The following is a 16,539-nucleotide window of genomic DNA, read 5'->3' on the forward strand; positions in this document are numbered from 1 at the left end:
AACCACACCGCGCCGTGGCGCCGCCCGCGTTAGGTTGGGGGCATGCGCTTCGGACTCTTCGTCCCGCAGGGCTGGCGGCTGGACCTGGCCGGCATCGACCCCGCGGACCACTGGAAGACCATGCTCGGCCTCGCGAAGCACGCGGAGGCCGGGCCCTTCGAATCGATCTGGGTCTACGACCACTTCCACACCGTGCCGGTGCCGACCGAGGAGGCCACGCACGAGGCGTGGTCGCTGATCTCGGCCTTCGCCGCCGCGACCGACACCATCCGGCTCGGGCAGATGTGCACCTGCATGGGCTACCGCAACCCCGCCTACCTGGCGAAGGTCGCCGCGACCGCCGACACCATCGCCGGCGGCCGCGTCGAGATGGGCATCGGCGCCGGCTGGTACGAGCACGAGTGGCGGGCCTACGGCTACGGCTTCCCGGGCGCCGGCGAGCGGCTCGGGCAGCTCGACGAGGGCGTCCGGATCATGCGGGACCTCTGGACCACCGGGACGTCCACACTGGACGGCAAGCACTACCAGACCGACGGCGCGATCCTGCGCCCGCTGCCGCCGCAGGAAGGCGGGATCCCGCTGTGGATCGCCGGCGGCGGTGAGAAGAAGACCCTGCGGATCGCGGCGAAGTACGCGAAGTACACCAACTTCGCCGGCGACCCGGAGACGTTCACCCGCAAGTCGGACATCCTCGCGCAGCACTGCAAGGACGTCGGCACCGACTACGACGCGATCGTGCGCTCGGTCAACCACAACGTCGTGATCGGGGAGACCGAGAAGGACGTCCAGGACAAGCTGGCCTGGCTGAAGTCCCACCTCGACAAGTACGCCCCGGCGGAGGCCGCCGAACGCTGGCACGGCAACTTCGTGAACAGCCCGACCACCGGCACGCCGGAGCAGGTCACCGAGAAGCTCGCCGAGATGGGCGCGCTGGGGATGTCGTACGCGATCTTCAACTTCCCCGAAGCCGCCTACGACCGCGCCGGCATCGACCTGTTCACCTCGCAGGTCGCGCCCGCGCTCGCCTGACCGGCGAACCTAGGGAATCGCCGGGCTTCCGCCGGTCTGCACGGGCAGGCCGGCGGACGCCCAGGCTCGGAAACCGCCGTCGAGGTCGGTCGCGCGCGGCAGGCCCAGCCGTTGCAGGTCGGCCGCCGCCAGGCTCGACGAGTAACCCTCGTTGCACAGCACGATCACCGTCGAGTCCGGTGTCACCGCGGGCAGCCGCCACTCGCTGTCCGGCGCCAGCCGCCACTCCAGGTGGATCCGCTCGACGATCACCGCGCCGGGGATCTCCCCCTCGGCCTGCCGGTTCGCGTGCGGCCGGATGTCGACGAGCAGCGCGCCCGCCTCCTGCAGCTCGCGGGCCCGGGCCGGGGCGACCCGGTCCAGGCCGGACCGGGCCTTCTCCAGGAACGAGTCGATGGCGGTCATCGCTGGACGATAGCGGGCAGCGGCGGGATTTCGGCCGGGACGTCGGCGAGCGTCGCGTACTCCCGGGTCGGCACCAGCGGCGGCGAGTACGCGTGGACCGTCGCGGCCGGAGCGTCACCGATCCCGGTGACCTGGTGCGCGCGCCCGGCGCCGAAGCCGAGGCCCTCGCCCGCGGCGTGCGTGCGGCGCCGGACCGGGCCGCCGGGGTAGCGGTACTCCTCGCCGACCTCGCCCTGCAGCACGGTGAACGAACCGGACGCGCCGCCGTGGTCGTGCGGCTTCGTCTGCTGGCCGGGCAGCCACGACAGCAGCCACAGCTCGACGCCGTCGGTCAGGGCCAGCCGGGCCCACCAGCGCTGGTCCTCGTCGAACCGCAGGATGCCCCGCAGGCCCGCGGTCAGCTCGGTGGTCACGGTGGCGGTCAGCTCCGCCAGCTCACGCGGTGTCCAGAGCAGCCGCGACGGGTGCAGCAGCTCGGGCAGCAGCGGGTCGGTCAGCTGCGGGTGGATCTCGACGGCGGGACGGACGATCGAAGTGGTCAACGCGGGTGCTCCTCGGACGCGAAGTGATCGGGACGCGGGGACAGCACGGCACCGGCCGCACGCGTCCGGAATGAGGACGCGACGAGTCAGCGGGGCCGTGCCGGGGTACACCCGGCCGAAGCGACGAGAAGCAGGTCGATCGCGCGGCGGCGCCAGAACGAGCCCCGGGTGACCGGGGGCACGGGCGCGTCTGCCGACATGCTTCGATCCTGCCACAACGGCGCCGGGACCTACACTTCCGGACTGCGCCGTTCCACGTCGTGGACGTCTCCGACCTGCCGGTTCGCCGTCTCACCCGGGCGGGTGCGCACGCGCGCGCGACGGCAGACAGAATGGGGTTCGTGAGCGAGCCGATCCAGCCCAGCGAACTTGACGACCTCGTGGTCCGGATGGCCGGTGTCGGCGTCCGCCGCGGGACCAACGACCTCCTCGCCGGCCTCGACTGGAACGTCGAACTGGACGAACGCTGGGTGGTGCTCGGCCCGAACGGCGCGGGCAAGACCACCCTGCTGCGCCTGGCCGCGGCCGAACTGCACCCGAGTACCGGCGAACTCGACCTGCTCGGCGAGCGCATCGGCAAGGTCAACATCTTCGAGCTGCGCCCCCGCATCGGCTTCACCTCCGCCGCGATCGCCCAGCGCGTCCCGGGCGACGAGCTGGTGAAGGACGTCGTGGTGAGCGCCGGCTACGCGGTCGTCGGCCGGTGGCGCGAGGAGTACGACAAGCTCGACACCGAGCGCGCGACCGAGCTGCTGGGCGCGATGGGCATCGGGCACCTCGCCGACCGCACGTTCGGCACGCTGTCCGAGGGCGAGCGCAAGCGGGCCCTGATCGCCCGCTCCCTGATGACCGACCCGGAGATGCTGCTGCTCGACGAGCCCGCGGCCGGGCTGGACCTCGGCGGCCGCGAGGACCTCGTCGCGCGGCTGTCCGCGCTGGCCCTCGACCCGGACGCCCCGGCCATGGTGCTCGTCACCCACCACGTGGAGGAGATCCCGCCGGGGTTCACCCACGCGCTGCTTCTCCGCGACGGTCACGCGGTCGTGTCCGGCCTCGTCGACGACGTCGTGACCAGCGAGAACCTCTCCAAGACGTTCGACCAGGACCTGGTTCTCGAACGCTCCGGGGATCGCTTCTTCGCCCGCCGTCGCTAGGCTGTCCTTACCCGCCGGTAGCGTGCTGGCAGATCGTCAACGAGGAGGATGGGCGTGGGAGAGTTCGTATCGCTGGAGGTCAAGGACGGCGTCGGCACGATCCGGCTCGACCGGCCGCCGGTCAACGCCCTGAACGCCCAGGTCACCGCCGAGCTGGCGGAGCTGGCCAAAGAGGTCTCCGAACGTGACGACGTCCGCGCGGTGATCCTCTACGGCGGCGAGAAGACCTTCGCCGGCGGCGCGGACATCAAGGAGATGGCCACCCGCACCTACCCGGAGATCGCCAAGTTCGGCGCCACCCTCACCGGCACTCTCGCCGCGATCGCGAACATCCCGAAGCCGGTCGTCGCCGCGATCACCGGGTACGCCCTCGGCGGCGGCCTCGAGCTCGCGCTGACCGCGGACCGCCGCGTCGCCGGCGACAACGTCAAGGTCGGCCAGCCGGAGATCCAGCTCGGTGTCATCCCCGGCGCGGGCGGCACCCAGCGCCTGGCCCGGCTGATCGGGCCGAGCAAGACCAAGGACATCGTCTTCACCGGCCGGTTCGTGAAGGCCGAAGAGGCGCTGGCGCTGGGGATCGTCGACGAGGTCGTCGCCCCCGACGACGTCTACGCCGTCGCCCACCAGTGGGCGTCCCGGTTCGCGAACGGGCCGGCTGTCGCGCTGCGCGCGGCCAAGGCGGCCATCGACGGCGGCCTCGACACCGACCTCGCGAACGGGCTCAAGCTCGAATCGCACCTGTTCGCCGCGCTCTGGGCGACCGAAGACCAGCAGAACGGCATGAAGTCGTTCATCGAGAACGGCCCCGGCAAGGCCACTTTCGAAGGGAAATGACGCCTTGACCGACGTGAACGACCCGGCACCGCACCCGCACGCCACCGCGGAGGAGGTCCAGGCCGCCTGGGCCGACCCCAAGCTCGCGAACGTGCTGTACCACGACTGGGAAGCCGGCACCTACGACGAGAAGTGGTCCATCTCCTACGACGAGCGCTGCATCTCGTACGCGACGGACGTGTTCAACGCCGTCGCGGGTGATGACGGCCAGCCGTACCAGCACGCGATGGAGCTGGGCAGCGGCACCGGTTTCTTCCTGCTGAACCTGATGCAGGGCGGCGTCGCCAAGAAGGGCTCGGTCACCGACCTCTCGCCCGGCATGGTGCAGGTCGCGCTGCGCAATGCCGAGAGCCTCGGCCTCGACGTCGACGGCCGGGTCGCCGACGCCGAGCGGATCCCTTACGAGGACAACACGTTCGACCTGGTGGTCGGGCACGCGGTGCTGCACCACATCCCGGACGTCCAGGCGGCGTTCCGCGAGGTGCTGCGCGTGCTCAAGCCGGGCGGCCGGTTCGTGTTCGCCGGTGAGCCGACCAAGATCGGCGACTTCTACGCCCGCAAGCTCGGCCAGTTCACCTGGTTCCTGACGACCCGGGTGACGAAGCTGCCCGCGCTGAGCGGCTGGCGGCGTCCGCAGGAGGAGCTCGACGAGTCCTCGCGCGCCGCCGCCCTCGAAGCCGTCGTGGACATCCACACCTTCGACCCGTCGGAGCTGGAGTCGATGGCTCGCGGCGCCGGCGCCCAGGACGTCCGCGCGGTCACCGAGGAGTTCGCCGCGGCGCTGGCCGGCTGGCCGATCCGGACGTTCGAAGCCGCGGTGCCGCAGGAGAAGCTGACCGTCCGGTGGCGGCTGTTCGCCTACAAGCTGTGGCTGCGGCTGTCCGCTGTGGACAAGAACCTGCTGGCGAAGGTGCTGCCGCGCGAGCTGTTCTACAACGTGATGATCACCGGGACCAAGCGGCCGTCCTGAGTGGCCTATTCGTTCACCCTCGGCGACGTCGCCTACCTGCGCTCCGGCGCGGGTGAGGCGGCGCTCGCCGAGGTCGCGGCGCGGCCGCTGACCGACCACATCGCCGACGTGGCTGCAGTGCGCCGTCTTATCGGCGAGGAGCACGCGGCCGCGGTGCTGGAAACCGTGCTGCTGCGCCGGAAAGCCGCCGGGAAACTGTCCGGTGTGGACTGGCTGTTCACCTCGGACGCGCTTCAGCAGGCGAGCGCTTCGTTGGTTGCGCGGCACCGGGCTGGGCGTTTGGCCGGCCTCGACGTCCACGACGTCACCTGCTCGGTCGGGGCCGACCTGGTCGAGATCGCCCGGGTGGCGAAGCGCGCGCTCGGGTCCGATGTGGACCCGGTGCGGCTGGCGATGGCCCGGCACAACGGCGCTTCCGCGGGTGTCTCGTTCGGGCTCGCGCAAGCCGACGCGCTGCGGCCGGTGAGCCGCGACGGTGTCGTCGTCGCGGATCCGGCTCGCCGTGATTCGGCCGGACGCCGGGCCTGGAAGCCCGCCGACTTCACCCCGCCCCTCGACGGCCTGGTCGAGGCGTACCCGGGACGCCCGCTGTCCGTGAAGTGCGCGCCCGGCCTCGACTTCGCGATCGCGCCGTGGGCGGACGAGGTCGAGCTGGTGTCCCTCGACGGCCAGGTGCGCGAGTCCTGCCTGTGGCGCGGCCTGGGCACGGGCGTCACCCGGCGGGCGAGCGTGCTGCGCTCGGACGGGACACAGTGGACGGTCACCGACGCCGAACCCGACGAGCTGCCCACGCGGGCGCCGGGAGAGTGGATCGTCGACCCGGACGGCGCCGTCGTGCGGGCCGGGCTCGTCCGTCACTACGCGGCGCGGCACGGGTTGTGGCAGCTGGACGAGCGCATCGCCTACCTGACCGGGGACACGCCACCACCGGGTGTGCGCGCGTTCCGTGTGCTGGAGCAGGGTCCGTACAGCGAAAAGGCGTTGAAGGCCGTCCTCAAGCGACACGACGTCGGACGGCTGGAGATCCTGATCCGCGGCCTGGACGTCGATCCGGACGCGTTGCGTCGCAGGCTGAAACCACGCGGTTCGGCGGAAGCTTCGGTGGTGTTGACGCGGATCGGCCGCGCGCCGGTGGCTTTTGTGTGCCGCGCCGAGCGGGTCTAGGTGAACAGGAACCAACGTAGGGTGGAACTCCGGGTGAACGTGACGTAGGTTCCCTCCGTCGTCACGTCTTCACTGGAGGGTCGCCCGTGTCCGGAAAATGGTCAGGTCTCGTCAAGCTCGCCGCCGCCGCGGCGATCGGTGCCACCGTCGCTTCGGGGGCCACCGCGCTGGCCGGCTCGGACGACGCCACCGCCGCCCGCGCCAAGGAACCGGCCAACATCGGCCAGGTCAAGAACGACGTCAAGGCCTACTACGGCGACTACCTCGACGCCGCCGGCAAGCACCACTACTCCGACACGAGCCGGTTCGTGAAGGACACCAAGAACGTCGTCGCCGACGCGAAGCGGTACCTGCAGCAGCAGCTGGGCCGGGTGAAGAACCCGGCGATCGTGCTGGACGTCGACGACACCTCCGAGGTCACCTACGGCTGGGAGGCCGACAACGACTTCGGCTTCGACCCGGTCAAGCAGCAGCAGGCCATCGACAACGGCACGTTCGAGGTGAACAAGCCGGTGCTGGAGCTGACCAACTGGGCTGCCCAGCACGGCGTGAAGGTGTACTTCCTGACCGGCCGCAACGAGCTGCAGGGCCCGCAGTCGCTCAAGAACCTCGCGAACGAGGGCTACCCGGCGCCGGCCGGCGCGTTCTTCAAGCCGAAGGTGACCGCGCCCGACTACCTGCCGTGCGGCCTGACCTGCAACACCGTCCAGTACAAGTCCGGCACGCGGGCGCACATCGAGGCGACCGGTGCGAAGATCGTGCTGAACGTCGGTGACCAGTTCAGCGACCTCGAAGGCGGCCACGCGCTGCGGCCGATCAAGCTGCCGAACCCGATGTACTACCTGCCCTGACCCGGAATAACGGCCGGGTCCCGGGTGCTGCTCCCAGTACGCGACTTTTCGAGGAGCTGACATGCCGGAGAAGAAGGTGCTGGTCCCGGGCCCGGACCACCCGATCACCGTCGAGCCGACCAAGGCCCGCGTGGTGGTCAAGGCGGGCGGGCGCGTGGTGGCGGACAGCCGCAACGCGCTGACGCTGCAGGAGTCGAACTACCCGGCGGCGCAGTACATCCCGCGGGCGGACGTCGACTTCAGCGTGCTGGAGCGGACCGACCACGAGACGTACTGCCCGTACAAGGGCGACAGCAGCTACTACAGCTTGAACGTCGGTGACGTGAAGGCGGAAAACGCGATCTGGACGTACGAGAAGCCGTACGACGCGGTCGCGCCGATCAAGGACCACGTCGCGTTCTACCCGAACGTCGTGGACTCGATCGAGCTGATCGAGGACTGAGCTGGACCTCGACCTGCTGCGCACGTTCCTCGCGGTTCACCGCGCGGGCTCGCTGACCGGTGCGGCACCGTCGCTGGGCTTGTCCCAGCCGACGGTGACCGCGCAGGTCAGGGCCCTGGAGGAGCAACTCGGGCAGCAGCTGTTCGTGCGGCGCGCGCGGGGCGTGACGCCGACTTCGGTGGCCGACGAACTCGCGGCCCGCATCGCCCCGCACGTCGACGCGCTTTCTTCGCTGACCGTCGGCGAGGCCGACCCCTTCGCCGCGCCGGTCCACCTGGCCGGACCGGCCGAGCTGACGACGGCTCGGGTCCTGCCCGCTTTGGCGGGGCTGGTGTCCGGCGGCCTGAAACTGCGGGTGAGCTTCGGACTGGCCGACGACCTCCTGGCCGGGCTGGTGCAGCGCCGCTACGACCTGGTGATTTCGACGATCCGGCCCCGTGGCCGCTTCACGGCGACTCCGCTGACCGACGAGGAGTTCGTCCTGGTCGGCCCACGCGGCTTCACCGGCGACCCGCGGACGGCGCCCCTCGTGGCGTACGCCGAGGACCTGCCGATCATCCGCCGCTACTGGCGGTCGGTGCTGGGTGTGCGCCCGCCGCCCGGGCCCGCGGTGGTCGTCCCGGACCTGCGCGGTGTGCTGGCGTGCGTGCTCGCCGGGTTCGGCGTCAGCGTGCTACCGCGGTACCTGTGCGCTGCGGAACTGGCGTCGGGTGCGCTGGTCGCCCTGCTGGACCCGGCCGAGCCGCCGATCAACACGCTCTTCGTGGTGACTCGGGTGGAACCCTGCCGGGCCGGGCCCGCGGCAGTGCGGGACGCAGTGCTCGCGGACGCCGCCCGGTGGTGACTCAGCCGGTGTAACCCGCGAAGATCTTCGCGAACTCGTACTTCGCCTGCGGCACGTTGGTGCACTTGTACAGCGCGCCGGTGCACGCGTTGGCGTCGCGGCCGGCTTCCCAGAACGACAGCATGCCCAGGTGGACCGTCTTGGCGAACGCCACCAGCGCCTTCGCGTCCTTCTGGTAGAAGATCTCGTTCTGCGAGTCGTTGACGCCGATCATCGGGGTGACGCCGACCTTCTTCCACGCCGCCGCGTCGCTCAGGCCGTACAGCGACTTCAGCTGCGCCTGCGTGGCCTTGGCCGCGGAAATCGCCTTCGCGCCCTGGTCGCCCGCGCCCTGGTAGTAGTCCATCGCCATGATGTTGACCAGGTCGAGGTTCACCCCGGCGTCCTTGGCGGCCTTGACGACGTTGAGCCCGTTCGCGTCGAGGCCGGTCGGCAGCGCCGGCAGGGTCAGCGAGATCTTCAGCCCCGGGTTGTTGTTCTGCAGCGTCTTCAGCGCCTGCGAGCGGCGCGTGATCGACGTCGGGTCGGCGACGGCCGCGCCCTCGATGTCGAAGTCGGCGTACTTCAGGCCGTACGCCTTGACGACCGCGTCGTACTCGGCCGCGACCTGGGCGGACGTGCTGCACGCCTGGGCCAGCTCGATGCCGGACGCGCCGCCGAAGGAGATCTTGACGTCGCCGCCGGCGTTGCGGATCTTGGTGATCTCGTCCTTCTGCCACGCCGTGCGCGGGTCGTAGGCGCCGAACCAGCTGGCCTTGCAGCCGTAGGAGTTGACGAAGGCGAGCGTGAAGCTCTTGACGCCGCTCGCGGCGGACATCGCCGACAGGCTGGGTGACGGCCACGCCCCCATGTCGACGTAGGGGCCGACCGGGATGGGCGAGCCGGCCGCGGCGCCGGCGGGTGCCGCGAACCCGGTGGCCAGCACGGCCAAACCGCCCAGGGCGGCCAGGATCGGACGGAGACGGGGGAGACGCATGGGGGACCTCCACGACGACGAACGCGGCGGCGGGAATTCCTGTCCTGATTGGTATAGACCATTAATGTGGTCCGGACCATAGGCCGTTCGGGGGCATGACCGCCGGTGACGGGCGGAACCGGCGCCGGAGACCGGTTCCGCCCGTGCTCACGCCGGCGACGTCACGCGCTTGCGGCCCCGGCCGCGCTCCAGCCACCACTGGGCGATCAGGAAGGGGATCACCCAGCCCGTCCACGTCGTGACCCCGGCGATCGCCTGGCCCATCGCCAGCTCGCTGCCGCCGAACGTCGTGTCCAGCTGCGGCGCGAACACGATCGCCCACAGCACGCCCCAGATCCGGTTGCTGATGATGGACATGCACAGCACGAAGCTGCGGATCATCCAGCGCCGGTGGTCGCCGAAGCGCCGGGCCCGCGCCATCCGGTAGCCCTGCACGGTGCAGCCGAACCAGAGCGTCGCGAGCAGGACGTTCGACACCGCCCCGACCGGCCCGAACGCCGCGGCGACCGCGATCGCGAACCCCGCGACGGACGCCGGGATGGCGCCCGCGAAGACGTACACGCGGCCGACGCGGCGGTGCAGCACCGGGTGCTTCTGCCGCAGCCACGGCCAGATCTGCAGCGAGCAGGTCACCATCGCGATGGTCGCGAAGCCGATGTGCGTGACCAGCACCGGGTAGTACCAGCCGATCCCCTCCGGCGGCGGGATCCGCGACTCCGCCGGGTCCAGCCCGAGGTAGGGCGGGAGCGAGTACACCAGGAACACGGTGACCAGCAGCCCCAGCGGGAACACCCACGGGCGCCGCCACCACGGTGTGGCGCGCCGGGCCTCCCCGATCGACGCCGGCTTCTCGGTCGTGGTCATGCCGTCCCCCTGTCTCTTACGGTGTATCCGCACCGTATTGACCAGCGGGAAGCCACGACAATCCTTGCTGTCGACAATGGGGGAGTACCCTGAAACCGTTCTAGGTGTGCGGGGGAAGTGTTCTAGTACGGATCGGGGTGTTCGTGGCCGAACAGGCGCCGTACCTGCGGATCGCGGCGGACCTGCGCCGCCGGATCACCGCCGGTGAGCTGCGGCCCGGCGAGCGGGTGCCGTCCACCCGGTCCCTGGTCCGCGAGTGGGGCGTGGCCATGGCGACCGCGGCCAAGGCGCTGACCGTGCTGGGCGAGCAGGGCTGGGTGCGCGCGGTGCCGGGCAGCGGCACGGTGGTGAGCGACCGGACCCCGCGGAAACCCCCGCTGGGCCGCGCGCGGCTCGTCCGCGCGGCCATCGCGCTGGCGGACGCCGAGGGCCGCGGGGCGCTGTCGATGCGCCGGCTCGCGGCCGAGCTCGGGGTCGGCCCGATGGCGCTGTACCGGCACGTCCCGGACAAGGAAGAGCTGGTGCGGCTGATGGCCGACACCGCGCTCGGCGCCGAGGAGCTGTCCGAACCGGGGCCGGCCGAGTGGCGCCCGCGGCTGGAGCTGGCCGCGAGGACGCAGTGGCGCGCGTACCGGCGGCACCCGTGGCTGGCGCCGGTGATGCTGCACTCGCTGGTGCGGCCGCCGATCGTCGCGAGCGGGCTGCGGCTGGTCGACTGGATGCTGCGGGCGCTGGCCGGCACCGGGCTGCACCGCCGCACGAAGCTGCAGGTGATCATGACGCTCAACGGCTGGGTCGGCGGCCTCGCCGTGAGCCACGCGCTCGAGGTCGAGGCCGAGCTGGACACCGGCATCACCGGCTCCCAGCGGCTCGAGGCCGACATGGCCGCGCTGGTCGGGCACCTGGAGTCGGGCCGGTTCCCGGCGCTCACCGAGACGATCACCGGGCTGAGCGACATCGACCTCGACGAGGCGTTCGAGTTCGGCCTGCGAGTGCAGCTCGACGGGATCGCCGTGCTGCTCAAGCAGTCCTAGACTCGGCGCGATGCGCATCACCACGGAACGGCTCACGCTGCGCCCCTGGTCCGAGGACTTCTTCGACGACCTGTTCGCACTGGCCCAGGTGCCCGAGACGGTCCGGTACGTCGGCACCGGCGAACCGTGGACCCGCGAGTACACCCTCGCCAAGCACCGCGCGGCGCTCGAGCACTGGGCCGAGCACGGCTTCGGCTGGTTCGCCGTGTCGGCGGCACCCGGCTCGTTCGACGGCGTGGTCGCGCTGGTGTGCCGCGACGACGTCGAGTCGGGCATCGGGCATCCGGCGGTGGAGATGGGCTGGTGGATCGCGCGGCCGTGCTGGGGCCGCGGTTACGCGACGGAGGCGACGAAAGCGGTGCGTGACCACGTCTTCGCGTCCGGTTTCGCGGACCGGCTGCTGGCGGTCTACGAGCCGGCGAACGAGGCGTCGGGCCGGGTCGTGGAGAAGCTCGGGTTCACGACGCACAGCACGTTCACCCTCGAGGGACGGCGGGAGCGGCGGGCGGTGCTGGACCGCCCGCGCTGACCCGTCCTACGCCGTCGCGGGAACCGGAACGTCGCCGACCCAGCGGTGGATCGCCTCCGCGAGTCCGGTGTCGTCCGAGCCGGTCGCCAGCCAGGCGACGTGCCCGTCCGGTCGTAGCAGCAGCGCCCGGACGTCCGAAGTGGACCGTGCGGCGACGACGTCGATTCCCGGTGACCACGCGGCGAAGCGTTCGTCTTCGGTCAGATCGAGGAGCACCGGACGTCCCGGGTGCAGCAGGGCGGCGAGGTGCGTTTCGGGGCCCCGCAACGGGATGTCCGGCGCGAGGCGGCCGAGCCACGGGTGATCCCCGGGCTCGTAGCGGGCGTCGAGCCCGGTGATGATCTCGGCCAGCGCGCGGTTGCCGCCCGGGTGCGCGGCGACACGGCGCATCAGGTCGGCCAGCGGTTCCGGCCCCGCCTCTTCGAGCGCGACCTGCGCGCGGGTGTTGGCCAGGATGCGTTCCCCCGCCGGGTGCCGCTCGGTGTGATAGCTGTCGAGCAGGCAGTCCGGCGCGGTCCCTCGCACCGTCGCGGCGAGCTTCCAGCCGAGGTTGAACGCGTCGTCGAGCGCGACGTTGACACCGATCGCGCCGGCCGGCGGGTGGATGTGCGCGGCGTCGCCGGCCAGCAGGACGCGGCCCTCGCGGTAGCGCTCGGCCAGCCGCGCCGCGTCGCCGAACCGCGTCAGCCAGCGCGGGGCGCGCAGCTCGACGTGCCGGCCGAGCACGCTGTCCACTTGGGACTGGAGCCGGTCGAGCGTGACCGGGGTGTCCTTGTCCGCGGGCGGGTCGTCCTCCCGCACGACGATCCGGACGTACCCCGGCCGCGGGATGACGAACAGCGTCCGGCCGTCCGGCCCGGCCGAAACTCCGTACGGCAGCTCGCATTCGACGTCGCCGAGCAGCGCGAACCAGCGGGCGTCGACGCCGGGGAAGCCGATCCCGGCCTGCTTGCGCACGGTGCTGCGCCCGCCGTCGCACCCCACGAGGTACCGCGCGCGGATTGTCCATCCATTGTGGATGACGACGGTGACGCCGTCCTCGTCCTGCGTGAAGCTCTTCAGTTCGTGACCGGGCAGCAGGTCCGCGCCGAGTTCGCGGGCCCGCGCCTCCAGGACCTCCTCGACGCGGGTCTGCGGAATGCCGAGCGAGAACGGGTGGTCGGTGGCGGCGCCGTCGAGCAGCAGCGGCCCCGGCATCCCGGTGGCCGGGGCGTGCGGCACCCGGTGGCCCTCGGCGACCAAGCCCTCGGCCAGCCCGCGCCGGGCCAGCAGGTCGAGCGAGCGCGAGTTCAGGTTGAAACCACGGCAATAGGGCGGCTTTTCCGGGTTCCGTTCGACGATGGTGGTGCGCACGCCGGCGAGCGCGAGCTCCGCGGCGAGCAGCAGGCCGGCGGGTCCGGCGCCGGCGACGAGGACGTCGGTTTCGAGTTCGGGCACGGTCTTCCCCTCAGGAGTGTTCGGGCCAGGGCAGGGAGCCACTGCGGATTTCGGCGGCGGTGTGGCGCGCCCAATGGAGTTCGGCCTGCCACGCGTGCTTGACGTACTCGACCTCGATCATGAACAACCGCGGCGCCCCCTGTCCGACCGTGTCCGCCAGCGCCGTCTCCGCGCCTTCGACCCGTTCGGCGAGGTGGCGGGCGCGTTCCTCCAGGGCGTCGGCGGCCCGCTCCGGGCCGAGCGCGCCGAGGTAGGCCACGGCCGCGACGAACTTCGGGTACTCGTCGACCGGGACGCGCACCAGCTCGTCGAGCCACGCGACGAACTCCTGCCGGCCGAGCTCGGTGTGGGCGTAGACGGTCCGTTCCGGCCGGTTGCCCTCGCGAACCGTCTCGACGGGCTCGATCCAGCGGTGCTTGGCCAGCGACTCCACGGTGTCGTAGAGCGAACCGGGGTTGATCTTGAAGCTGGTGTCCTTGTTGCGTTCGCGCAGCGTGGACGCCATTTCGTACGGATGCATCGGTCGTTCCAGCAGCAGGCCCAGCAGGGCGAGCGCCAGGGTGTTGCGGATCTTGCGGGCTGCCATGGTCTTCAGTCGCTCCCTATTAGTCGGTTCCGACTATACGGGTACGGTCAAGTCAGGACACCGACGTCAAGGAGAACGCATGGCGACCACGACGATCGACACCGAGGCGAAGCTGACGACCCTGATCAACGTCTTCACGGTCGAGCCCGCCCGGCAGCGCGAGCTGGTGGACCTGCTGGCCGAGGCGACCGAAGCGACGATGCGGCACCAGCCGGGCTTCGTCTCGGCGAACATCCACGCCGCCGCCGACGGCACCCGCGTCGTCAACTACGCGCAGTGGGAGAGCGCCGACGCGTTCCGCGCGATGCTCGCCGACCCCGCGTGCCAGGAGCACATGAAGACGGCGCTGGACATCGCGCGGGCCGACCCGCAGCTGTACACCGTCGAGTCGGTGCACCACGCCTGACGTCAGCGCACGTCGAGCGCCGTCACCCCGGAGACGTACCGGCCGCCCTTGACGTCGCCCAGCGGGACGAGCCGCGGCAGCGCGAGCGCGACGCCGTCCTCCACAGTGGACAGCAGCAGCGGACGGCCGCCGGTGGACTCCTCGGCGAGCGTGACCGCGGCGCCGTACCCGTCGTCGCCGACCGCGACCACCGTGGTGTCCGGCCGCGGCAGGACCCCGGCGACCAGCAGGACCAGCCGGAGCGACGGTCCGGTTTCGGTGTGCGTCTGCTGGCCGGTGCCCGAGGAGAAGGTCGCGGTCACGGTGCGGGAGGGCAGCAGCGTCAGCAGCGACGGCGGCAGCGTGACGGACCGGTGCGCGGTCGTGATCCGCACCGCCCGCTCGGCCAACCCGGCGTTGGACACGGCGACCCGCACCGACCGGACGTCGTCCACACGGCGGCTGCGGTCCCGGTCGCCGGGGACGACCAGGTCGACGTCGCGGCCGGTGGTGAGAACGGCCGGGTGGTTGCCGAAGGCCGGGTCGAGCTCCGCGAGGGCGAAGGTGACCGAGCGGTGCGCGGCGCCGGTGACCGTCACGGTCACGCGCAGCGCGGTGTTCTTGCCCGGCGGCAGGACGGGCGCCGCGGCGGTGACCACCTTGGTCAGGTCGACGCCGGTGACCTGCGGATACGTCGTCTCGCCGAGCGCCTTCAGCTGGGCCGTGGTGTAGGACGCCGGAGTCGTCACCGCGCCGTCGACGGTGAGCGTCCGGGTCGACGCCTCGGCGGCGGCGGTCGTCGTCCCGGCGAGCAGCACGGTCGTCAGGGCGAGTACGCGGAACAGCATCCGACCTCCCAGATCCCGCAGATGCGGAGCGAACGCCGCAGTTTAGCCGCTTTCGAGCCATTCCTTGGCGAGCCGTTTCGGCGCCCGGCACAACCACGCTTCGGTCAGCACCTCGTCGAGCGTCGCCACGTCGATGCGGTCGAGCTCGACGAGGATCGCCGGGAAGCCGTTGAAGTGCGGAGTCGTGAAGAACACGGCCGGGTCGTCGGCGATCAGCACGTCCTTCACGCCGACGTCCGGCACGTACGCGCAGAGGACCGGCCCGGCGGGCGCGCGCTCGCCGAGCGCTTCGAGATCGCCCTTGCGCAGCGGGCGTTCCCAGGCGAAACCCTTCTTCCCGACCGACCAGGCCAGGTACCCGCGGCCGTTCTCCTCGGTCACGTCGGGGAGCCCGCGCGCGATCCGGCCGACGTCTTCCCAGCTCGCCACGGACGTCAGGATAATCCGTAGGGTGGCCGCATGACGGGGGAGCTGAGGCGCGCCCGGCTGGGGGTCTCGGTCGTGTTCGCGGTCTGCGGCGCGGCGTTCGCGACCTGGCTGGCCCGGGTGCCGGCGGTGCAGGCGCAGCTGGGGTTGAGCACCGGGCAGCTGGCGACGGGGTTGTTCGGGCTGGCCGCCGGCTCGGTGCTGGCGCTGCTCGGTGCCGGGGCGCTGCTCGCCCGGATCGGCAGCCGCGCGGCCGTCGTGCTCGGTGCGGTCGTGCTGTGCGGCGGCCTGCCGCTGGTCGCGTTCGCCTGGTCGGCGCCGGTGTTCGTCGCCGCGCTGGTCGTGCTCGGCGTCGGCAACAGCCTGCTCGACGTCGCGATGAACGCGCACGCGGCGCGGGTCGAGGAAGGGTACGGCCGGCCGATCTTCGCCGGGTTCCACGCCTTCTGGAACATCGGCGGACTCGCTGGCTCCGGCGTGGACGCGCTGATGGAGGCCACCCACGTCCCGGTGTCGGTGCACTTCCCGATCGCCGGCGTGGTGCTGCTGGCTCTCGCGCTCTGGGCCGCGCGCACGCGGTTCCTCACCGGCGCGGACCGCGGGCAGGGTGAGGCGGCGTTCGCGTGGCCGAGCCGCGCGCTGGTGCCGCTCGGCGTGATCGCGTTCTGCGGGTTCGTCGCCGAAGGCGCGGTCAACAGCTGGAGCGCGGTGTACCTCGCCGACGTCACGGGCGCGGCACCCGCGTTGGCGTCGCTGGGCTATTTCGCGTTCTCGACGACCATGATCGCGATCCGGCTGGTCGCCGACCGGATCGTCGCGCGGACGGGCGCGGTGCGGTTCGCCCGCGTGGCGACGGTGGTCGCGGTGCTCGGGTTCGCCGTGGTCCTGCTCGCGCCGTGGCCGGTCGCGGTGGTGCTGGGCTTCGCGGTGGTCGGGCTCGGCGTGGCCGGGATCGTGCCGATCGCGTGGAGCGTGGCGAGCCGCAAGCAGGCGGACAAGCCGGGCCAGGCCGTGGCCGCGGTGGCCGCCTGCGGTTACCTCGGGTTCCTTGTCGAGCCGGTGCTGGTCGGGGCGCTGGCGACGCGGGTCGGGCTGCACTGGGCGTTGTCGTCGGCCGTCGTGGTGACGCTCGGGATCTTCTTGCTCGCCCCCTCGCTGAGGGAGGCCAGCCGCCGCAGCCCTTCGGCCGACGAAGTGCCCGGCGCCGCGGTGTAGACGA

The 16,539-nt window shown here is 71.6% G+C and carries 20 protein-coding genes; 12 read left to right on the forward strand and 8 right to left on the reverse strand.

Going from position 1 to position 16,539, the window contains the following annotated elements; genetic code table 11:
• The first annotated feature begins 42 nt into the window (after positions 1-42).
• On the forward strand, positions 43-1,029 hold the full coding sequence (locus ACIOD2_RS23410) for an LLM class F420-dependent oxidoreductase (RefSeq protein WP_400541562.1): 987 nt from the start codon (positions 43-45) through the stop codon (positions 1,027-1,029).
• Between the two features lie 9 nt (positions 1,030-1,038).
• Here ACIOD2_RS23410 and ACIOD2_RS23415 read toward each other — a convergent pair whose 3' ends face one another.
• Both ACIOD2_RS23415 and ACIOD2_RS23420 read right to left on the reverse strand, forming a co-directional pair.
• Entirely contained in the window at positions 1,039-1,434 is a 396-nt protein-coding gene (locus ACIOD2_RS23415; RefSeq protein ID WP_400541565.1) for a rhodanese-like domain-containing protein, read from the reverse strand.
• Positions 1,431-1,976, reverse strand: coding sequence for a cysteine dioxygenase (locus ACIOD2_RS23420; protein ID WP_400541568.1), 546 nt, complete (start codon positions 1,974-1,976; stop codon positions 1,431-1,433). The genes ACIOD2_RS23415 and ACIOD2_RS23420 overlap by 4 nt, the downstream gene beginning before the upstream one ends.
• A gap of 332 nt (positions 1,977-2,308) precedes the next feature.
• On the opposite strand from ACIOD2_RS23420, the gene ACIOD2_RS23425 reads away from it, so the two are divergent.
• From ACIOD2_RS23425 to ACIOD2_RS23455, 7 genes are all read left to right on the forward strand, one after another.
• The gene (locus ACIOD2_RS23425) at positions 2,309-3,130 is read left to right on the forward strand and encodes an ABC transporter ATP-binding protein (RefSeq protein ID WP_323337447.1); all 822 of its coding nucleotides are present in this window, start codon (positions 2,309-2,311) and stop codon (positions 3,128-3,130) included.
• Between the two features lie 54 nt (positions 3,131-3,184).
• The gene (locus ACIOD2_RS23430; protein ID WP_323337449.1) at positions 3,185-3,964 is read left to right on the forward strand and encodes an enoyl-CoA hydratase-related protein; all 780 of its coding nucleotides are present in this window, start codon (positions 3,185-3,187) and stop codon (positions 3,962-3,964) included.
• Positions 3,965-3,968: 4 nt separating this feature from the next.
• On the forward strand, positions 3,969-4,934 hold the full coding sequence (locus ACIOD2_RS23435) for a class I SAM-dependent methyltransferase (RefSeq protein ID WP_400541572.1): 966 nt from the start codon (positions 3,969-3,971) through the stop codon (positions 4,932-4,934).
• Positions 4,935-6,098: a class I SAM-dependent methyltransferase gene (locus tag ACIOD2_RS23440; RefSeq protein ID WP_400541575.1), complete on the forward strand. Its 1,164-nt coding sequence runs from the start codon at positions 4,935-4,937 to the stop codon at positions 6,096-6,098.
• 86 nt (positions 6,099-6,184) lie between these two features.
• On the forward strand, positions 6,185-6,949 hold the full coding sequence (locus tag ACIOD2_RS23445) for an HAD family acid phosphatase (protein WP_400541578.1): 765 nt from the start codon (positions 6,185-6,187) through the stop codon (positions 6,947-6,949).
• Positions 6,950-7,010: 61 nt separating this feature from the next.
• Positions 7,011-7,391, forward strand: coding sequence for a DUF427 domain-containing protein (locus ACIOD2_RS23450; protein WP_400541581.1), 381 nt, complete (start codon positions 7,011-7,013; stop codon positions 7,389-7,391).
• A gap of 16 nt (positions 7,392-7,407) precedes the next feature.
• Positions 7,408-8,235 (forward strand): LysR family transcriptional regulator, encoded by an 828-nt coding sequence (locus tag ACIOD2_RS23455; RefSeq protein ID WP_400543208.1) that lies wholly within the window; start codon positions 7,408-7,410, stop codon positions 8,233-8,235.
• A 1-nt stretch (position 8,236) separates the two neighbouring features.
• On the opposite strand, the gene ACIOD2_RS23460 is transcribed toward ACIOD2_RS23455, so the two are convergent.
• Positions 8,237-9,211: a chitinase gene (locus ACIOD2_RS23460; RefSeq protein ID WP_400541584.1), complete on the reverse strand. Its 975-nt coding sequence runs from the start codon at positions 9,209-9,211 to the stop codon at positions 8,237-8,239.
• 147 nt (positions 9,212-9,358) lie between these two features.
• Positions 9,359-10,075, reverse strand: a complete 717-nt coding sequence (locus ACIOD2_RS23465; RefSeq protein ID WP_400541587.1) for a DUF2306 domain-containing protein — start codon at positions 10,073-10,075, stop codon at positions 9,359-9,361.
• 137 nt (positions 10,076-10,212) lie between these two features.
• Between ACIOD2_RS23465 and ACIOD2_RS23470 the strand changes: the two genes are divergently transcribed.
• Together ACIOD2_RS23470 and ACIOD2_RS23475 are read left to right on the forward strand one after the other, a co-directional pair.
• Positions 10,213-11,109 carry a TetR/AcrR family transcriptional regulator C-terminal domain-containing protein gene (locus tag ACIOD2_RS23470; protein WP_400541590.1) on the forward strand — a complete coding sequence of 299 codons (897 nt, stop codon included), beginning with the start codon at positions 10,213-10,215 and terminating at the stop codon, positions 11,107-11,109.
• Between the two features lie 10 nt (positions 11,110-11,119).
• Positions 11,120-11,638, forward strand: coding sequence for a GNAT family N-acetyltransferase (locus ACIOD2_RS23475; protein ID WP_400541593.1), 519 nt, complete (start codon positions 11,120-11,122; stop codon positions 11,636-11,638).
• A 6-nt stretch (positions 11,639-11,644) separates the two neighbouring features.
• Here the strand turns inward: ACIOD2_RS23475 and ACIOD2_RS23480 are convergent, their stop codons facing one another.
• Together ACIOD2_RS23480 and ACIOD2_RS23485 are read right to left on the reverse strand one after the other, a co-directional pair.
• Positions 11,645-13,075: an FAD-dependent monooxygenase gene (locus tag ACIOD2_RS23480; RefSeq protein WP_400541596.1), complete on the reverse strand. Its 1,431-nt coding sequence runs from the start codon at positions 13,073-13,075 to the stop codon at positions 11,645-11,647.
• 10 nt (positions 13,076-13,085) lie between these two features.
• Positions 13,086-13,661 (reverse strand): PadR family transcriptional regulator, encoded by a 576-nt coding sequence (locus ACIOD2_RS23485; RefSeq protein ID WP_400541599.1) that lies wholly within the window; start codon positions 13,659-13,661, stop codon positions 13,086-13,088.
• A 79-nt stretch (positions 13,662-13,740) separates the two neighbouring features.
• Between ACIOD2_RS23485 and ACIOD2_RS23490 the strand changes: the two genes are divergently transcribed.
• Complete coding sequence (locus ACIOD2_RS23490) at positions 13,741-14,067, forward strand: antibiotic biosynthesis monooxygenase family protein (RefSeq protein ID WP_400541602.1); 327 nt, start codon at positions 13,741-13,743, stop codon at positions 14,065-14,067.
• 2 nt (positions 14,068-14,069) lie between these two features.
• Here the strand turns inward: ACIOD2_RS23490 and ACIOD2_RS23495 are convergent, their stop codons facing one another.
• Complete coding sequence (locus ACIOD2_RS23495) at positions 14,070-14,894, reverse strand: hypothetical protein (RefSeq protein WP_400541605.1); 825 nt, start codon at positions 14,892-14,894, stop codon at positions 14,070-14,072.
• Between the two features lie 42 nt (positions 14,895-14,936).
• Positions 14,937-15,323, reverse strand: a complete 387-nt coding sequence (locus tag ACIOD2_RS23500) for an MmcQ/YjbR family DNA-binding protein (protein ID WP_400541608.1) — start codon at positions 15,321-15,323, stop codon at positions 14,937-14,939.
• Positions 15,324-15,353: 30 nt separating this feature from the next.
• Here ACIOD2_RS23500 and ACIOD2_RS23505 point away from each other — a divergent pair, with 30 nt between their 5' ends.
• On the forward strand, positions 15,354-16,535 hold the full coding sequence (locus ACIOD2_RS23505) for an MFS transporter (protein ID WP_400541611.1): 1,182 nt from the start codon (positions 15,354-15,356) through the stop codon (positions 16,533-16,535).
• Positions 16,536-16,539 lie beyond the last annotated feature (4 nt).

Origin of the sequence: Amycolatopsis sp. NPDC088138 (assembly GCF_044741685.1) — a bacterium.
Taxonomy (GTDB): Bacteria; Actinomycetota; Actinomycetes; order Mycobacteriales; family Pseudonocardiaceae; genus Amycolatopsis.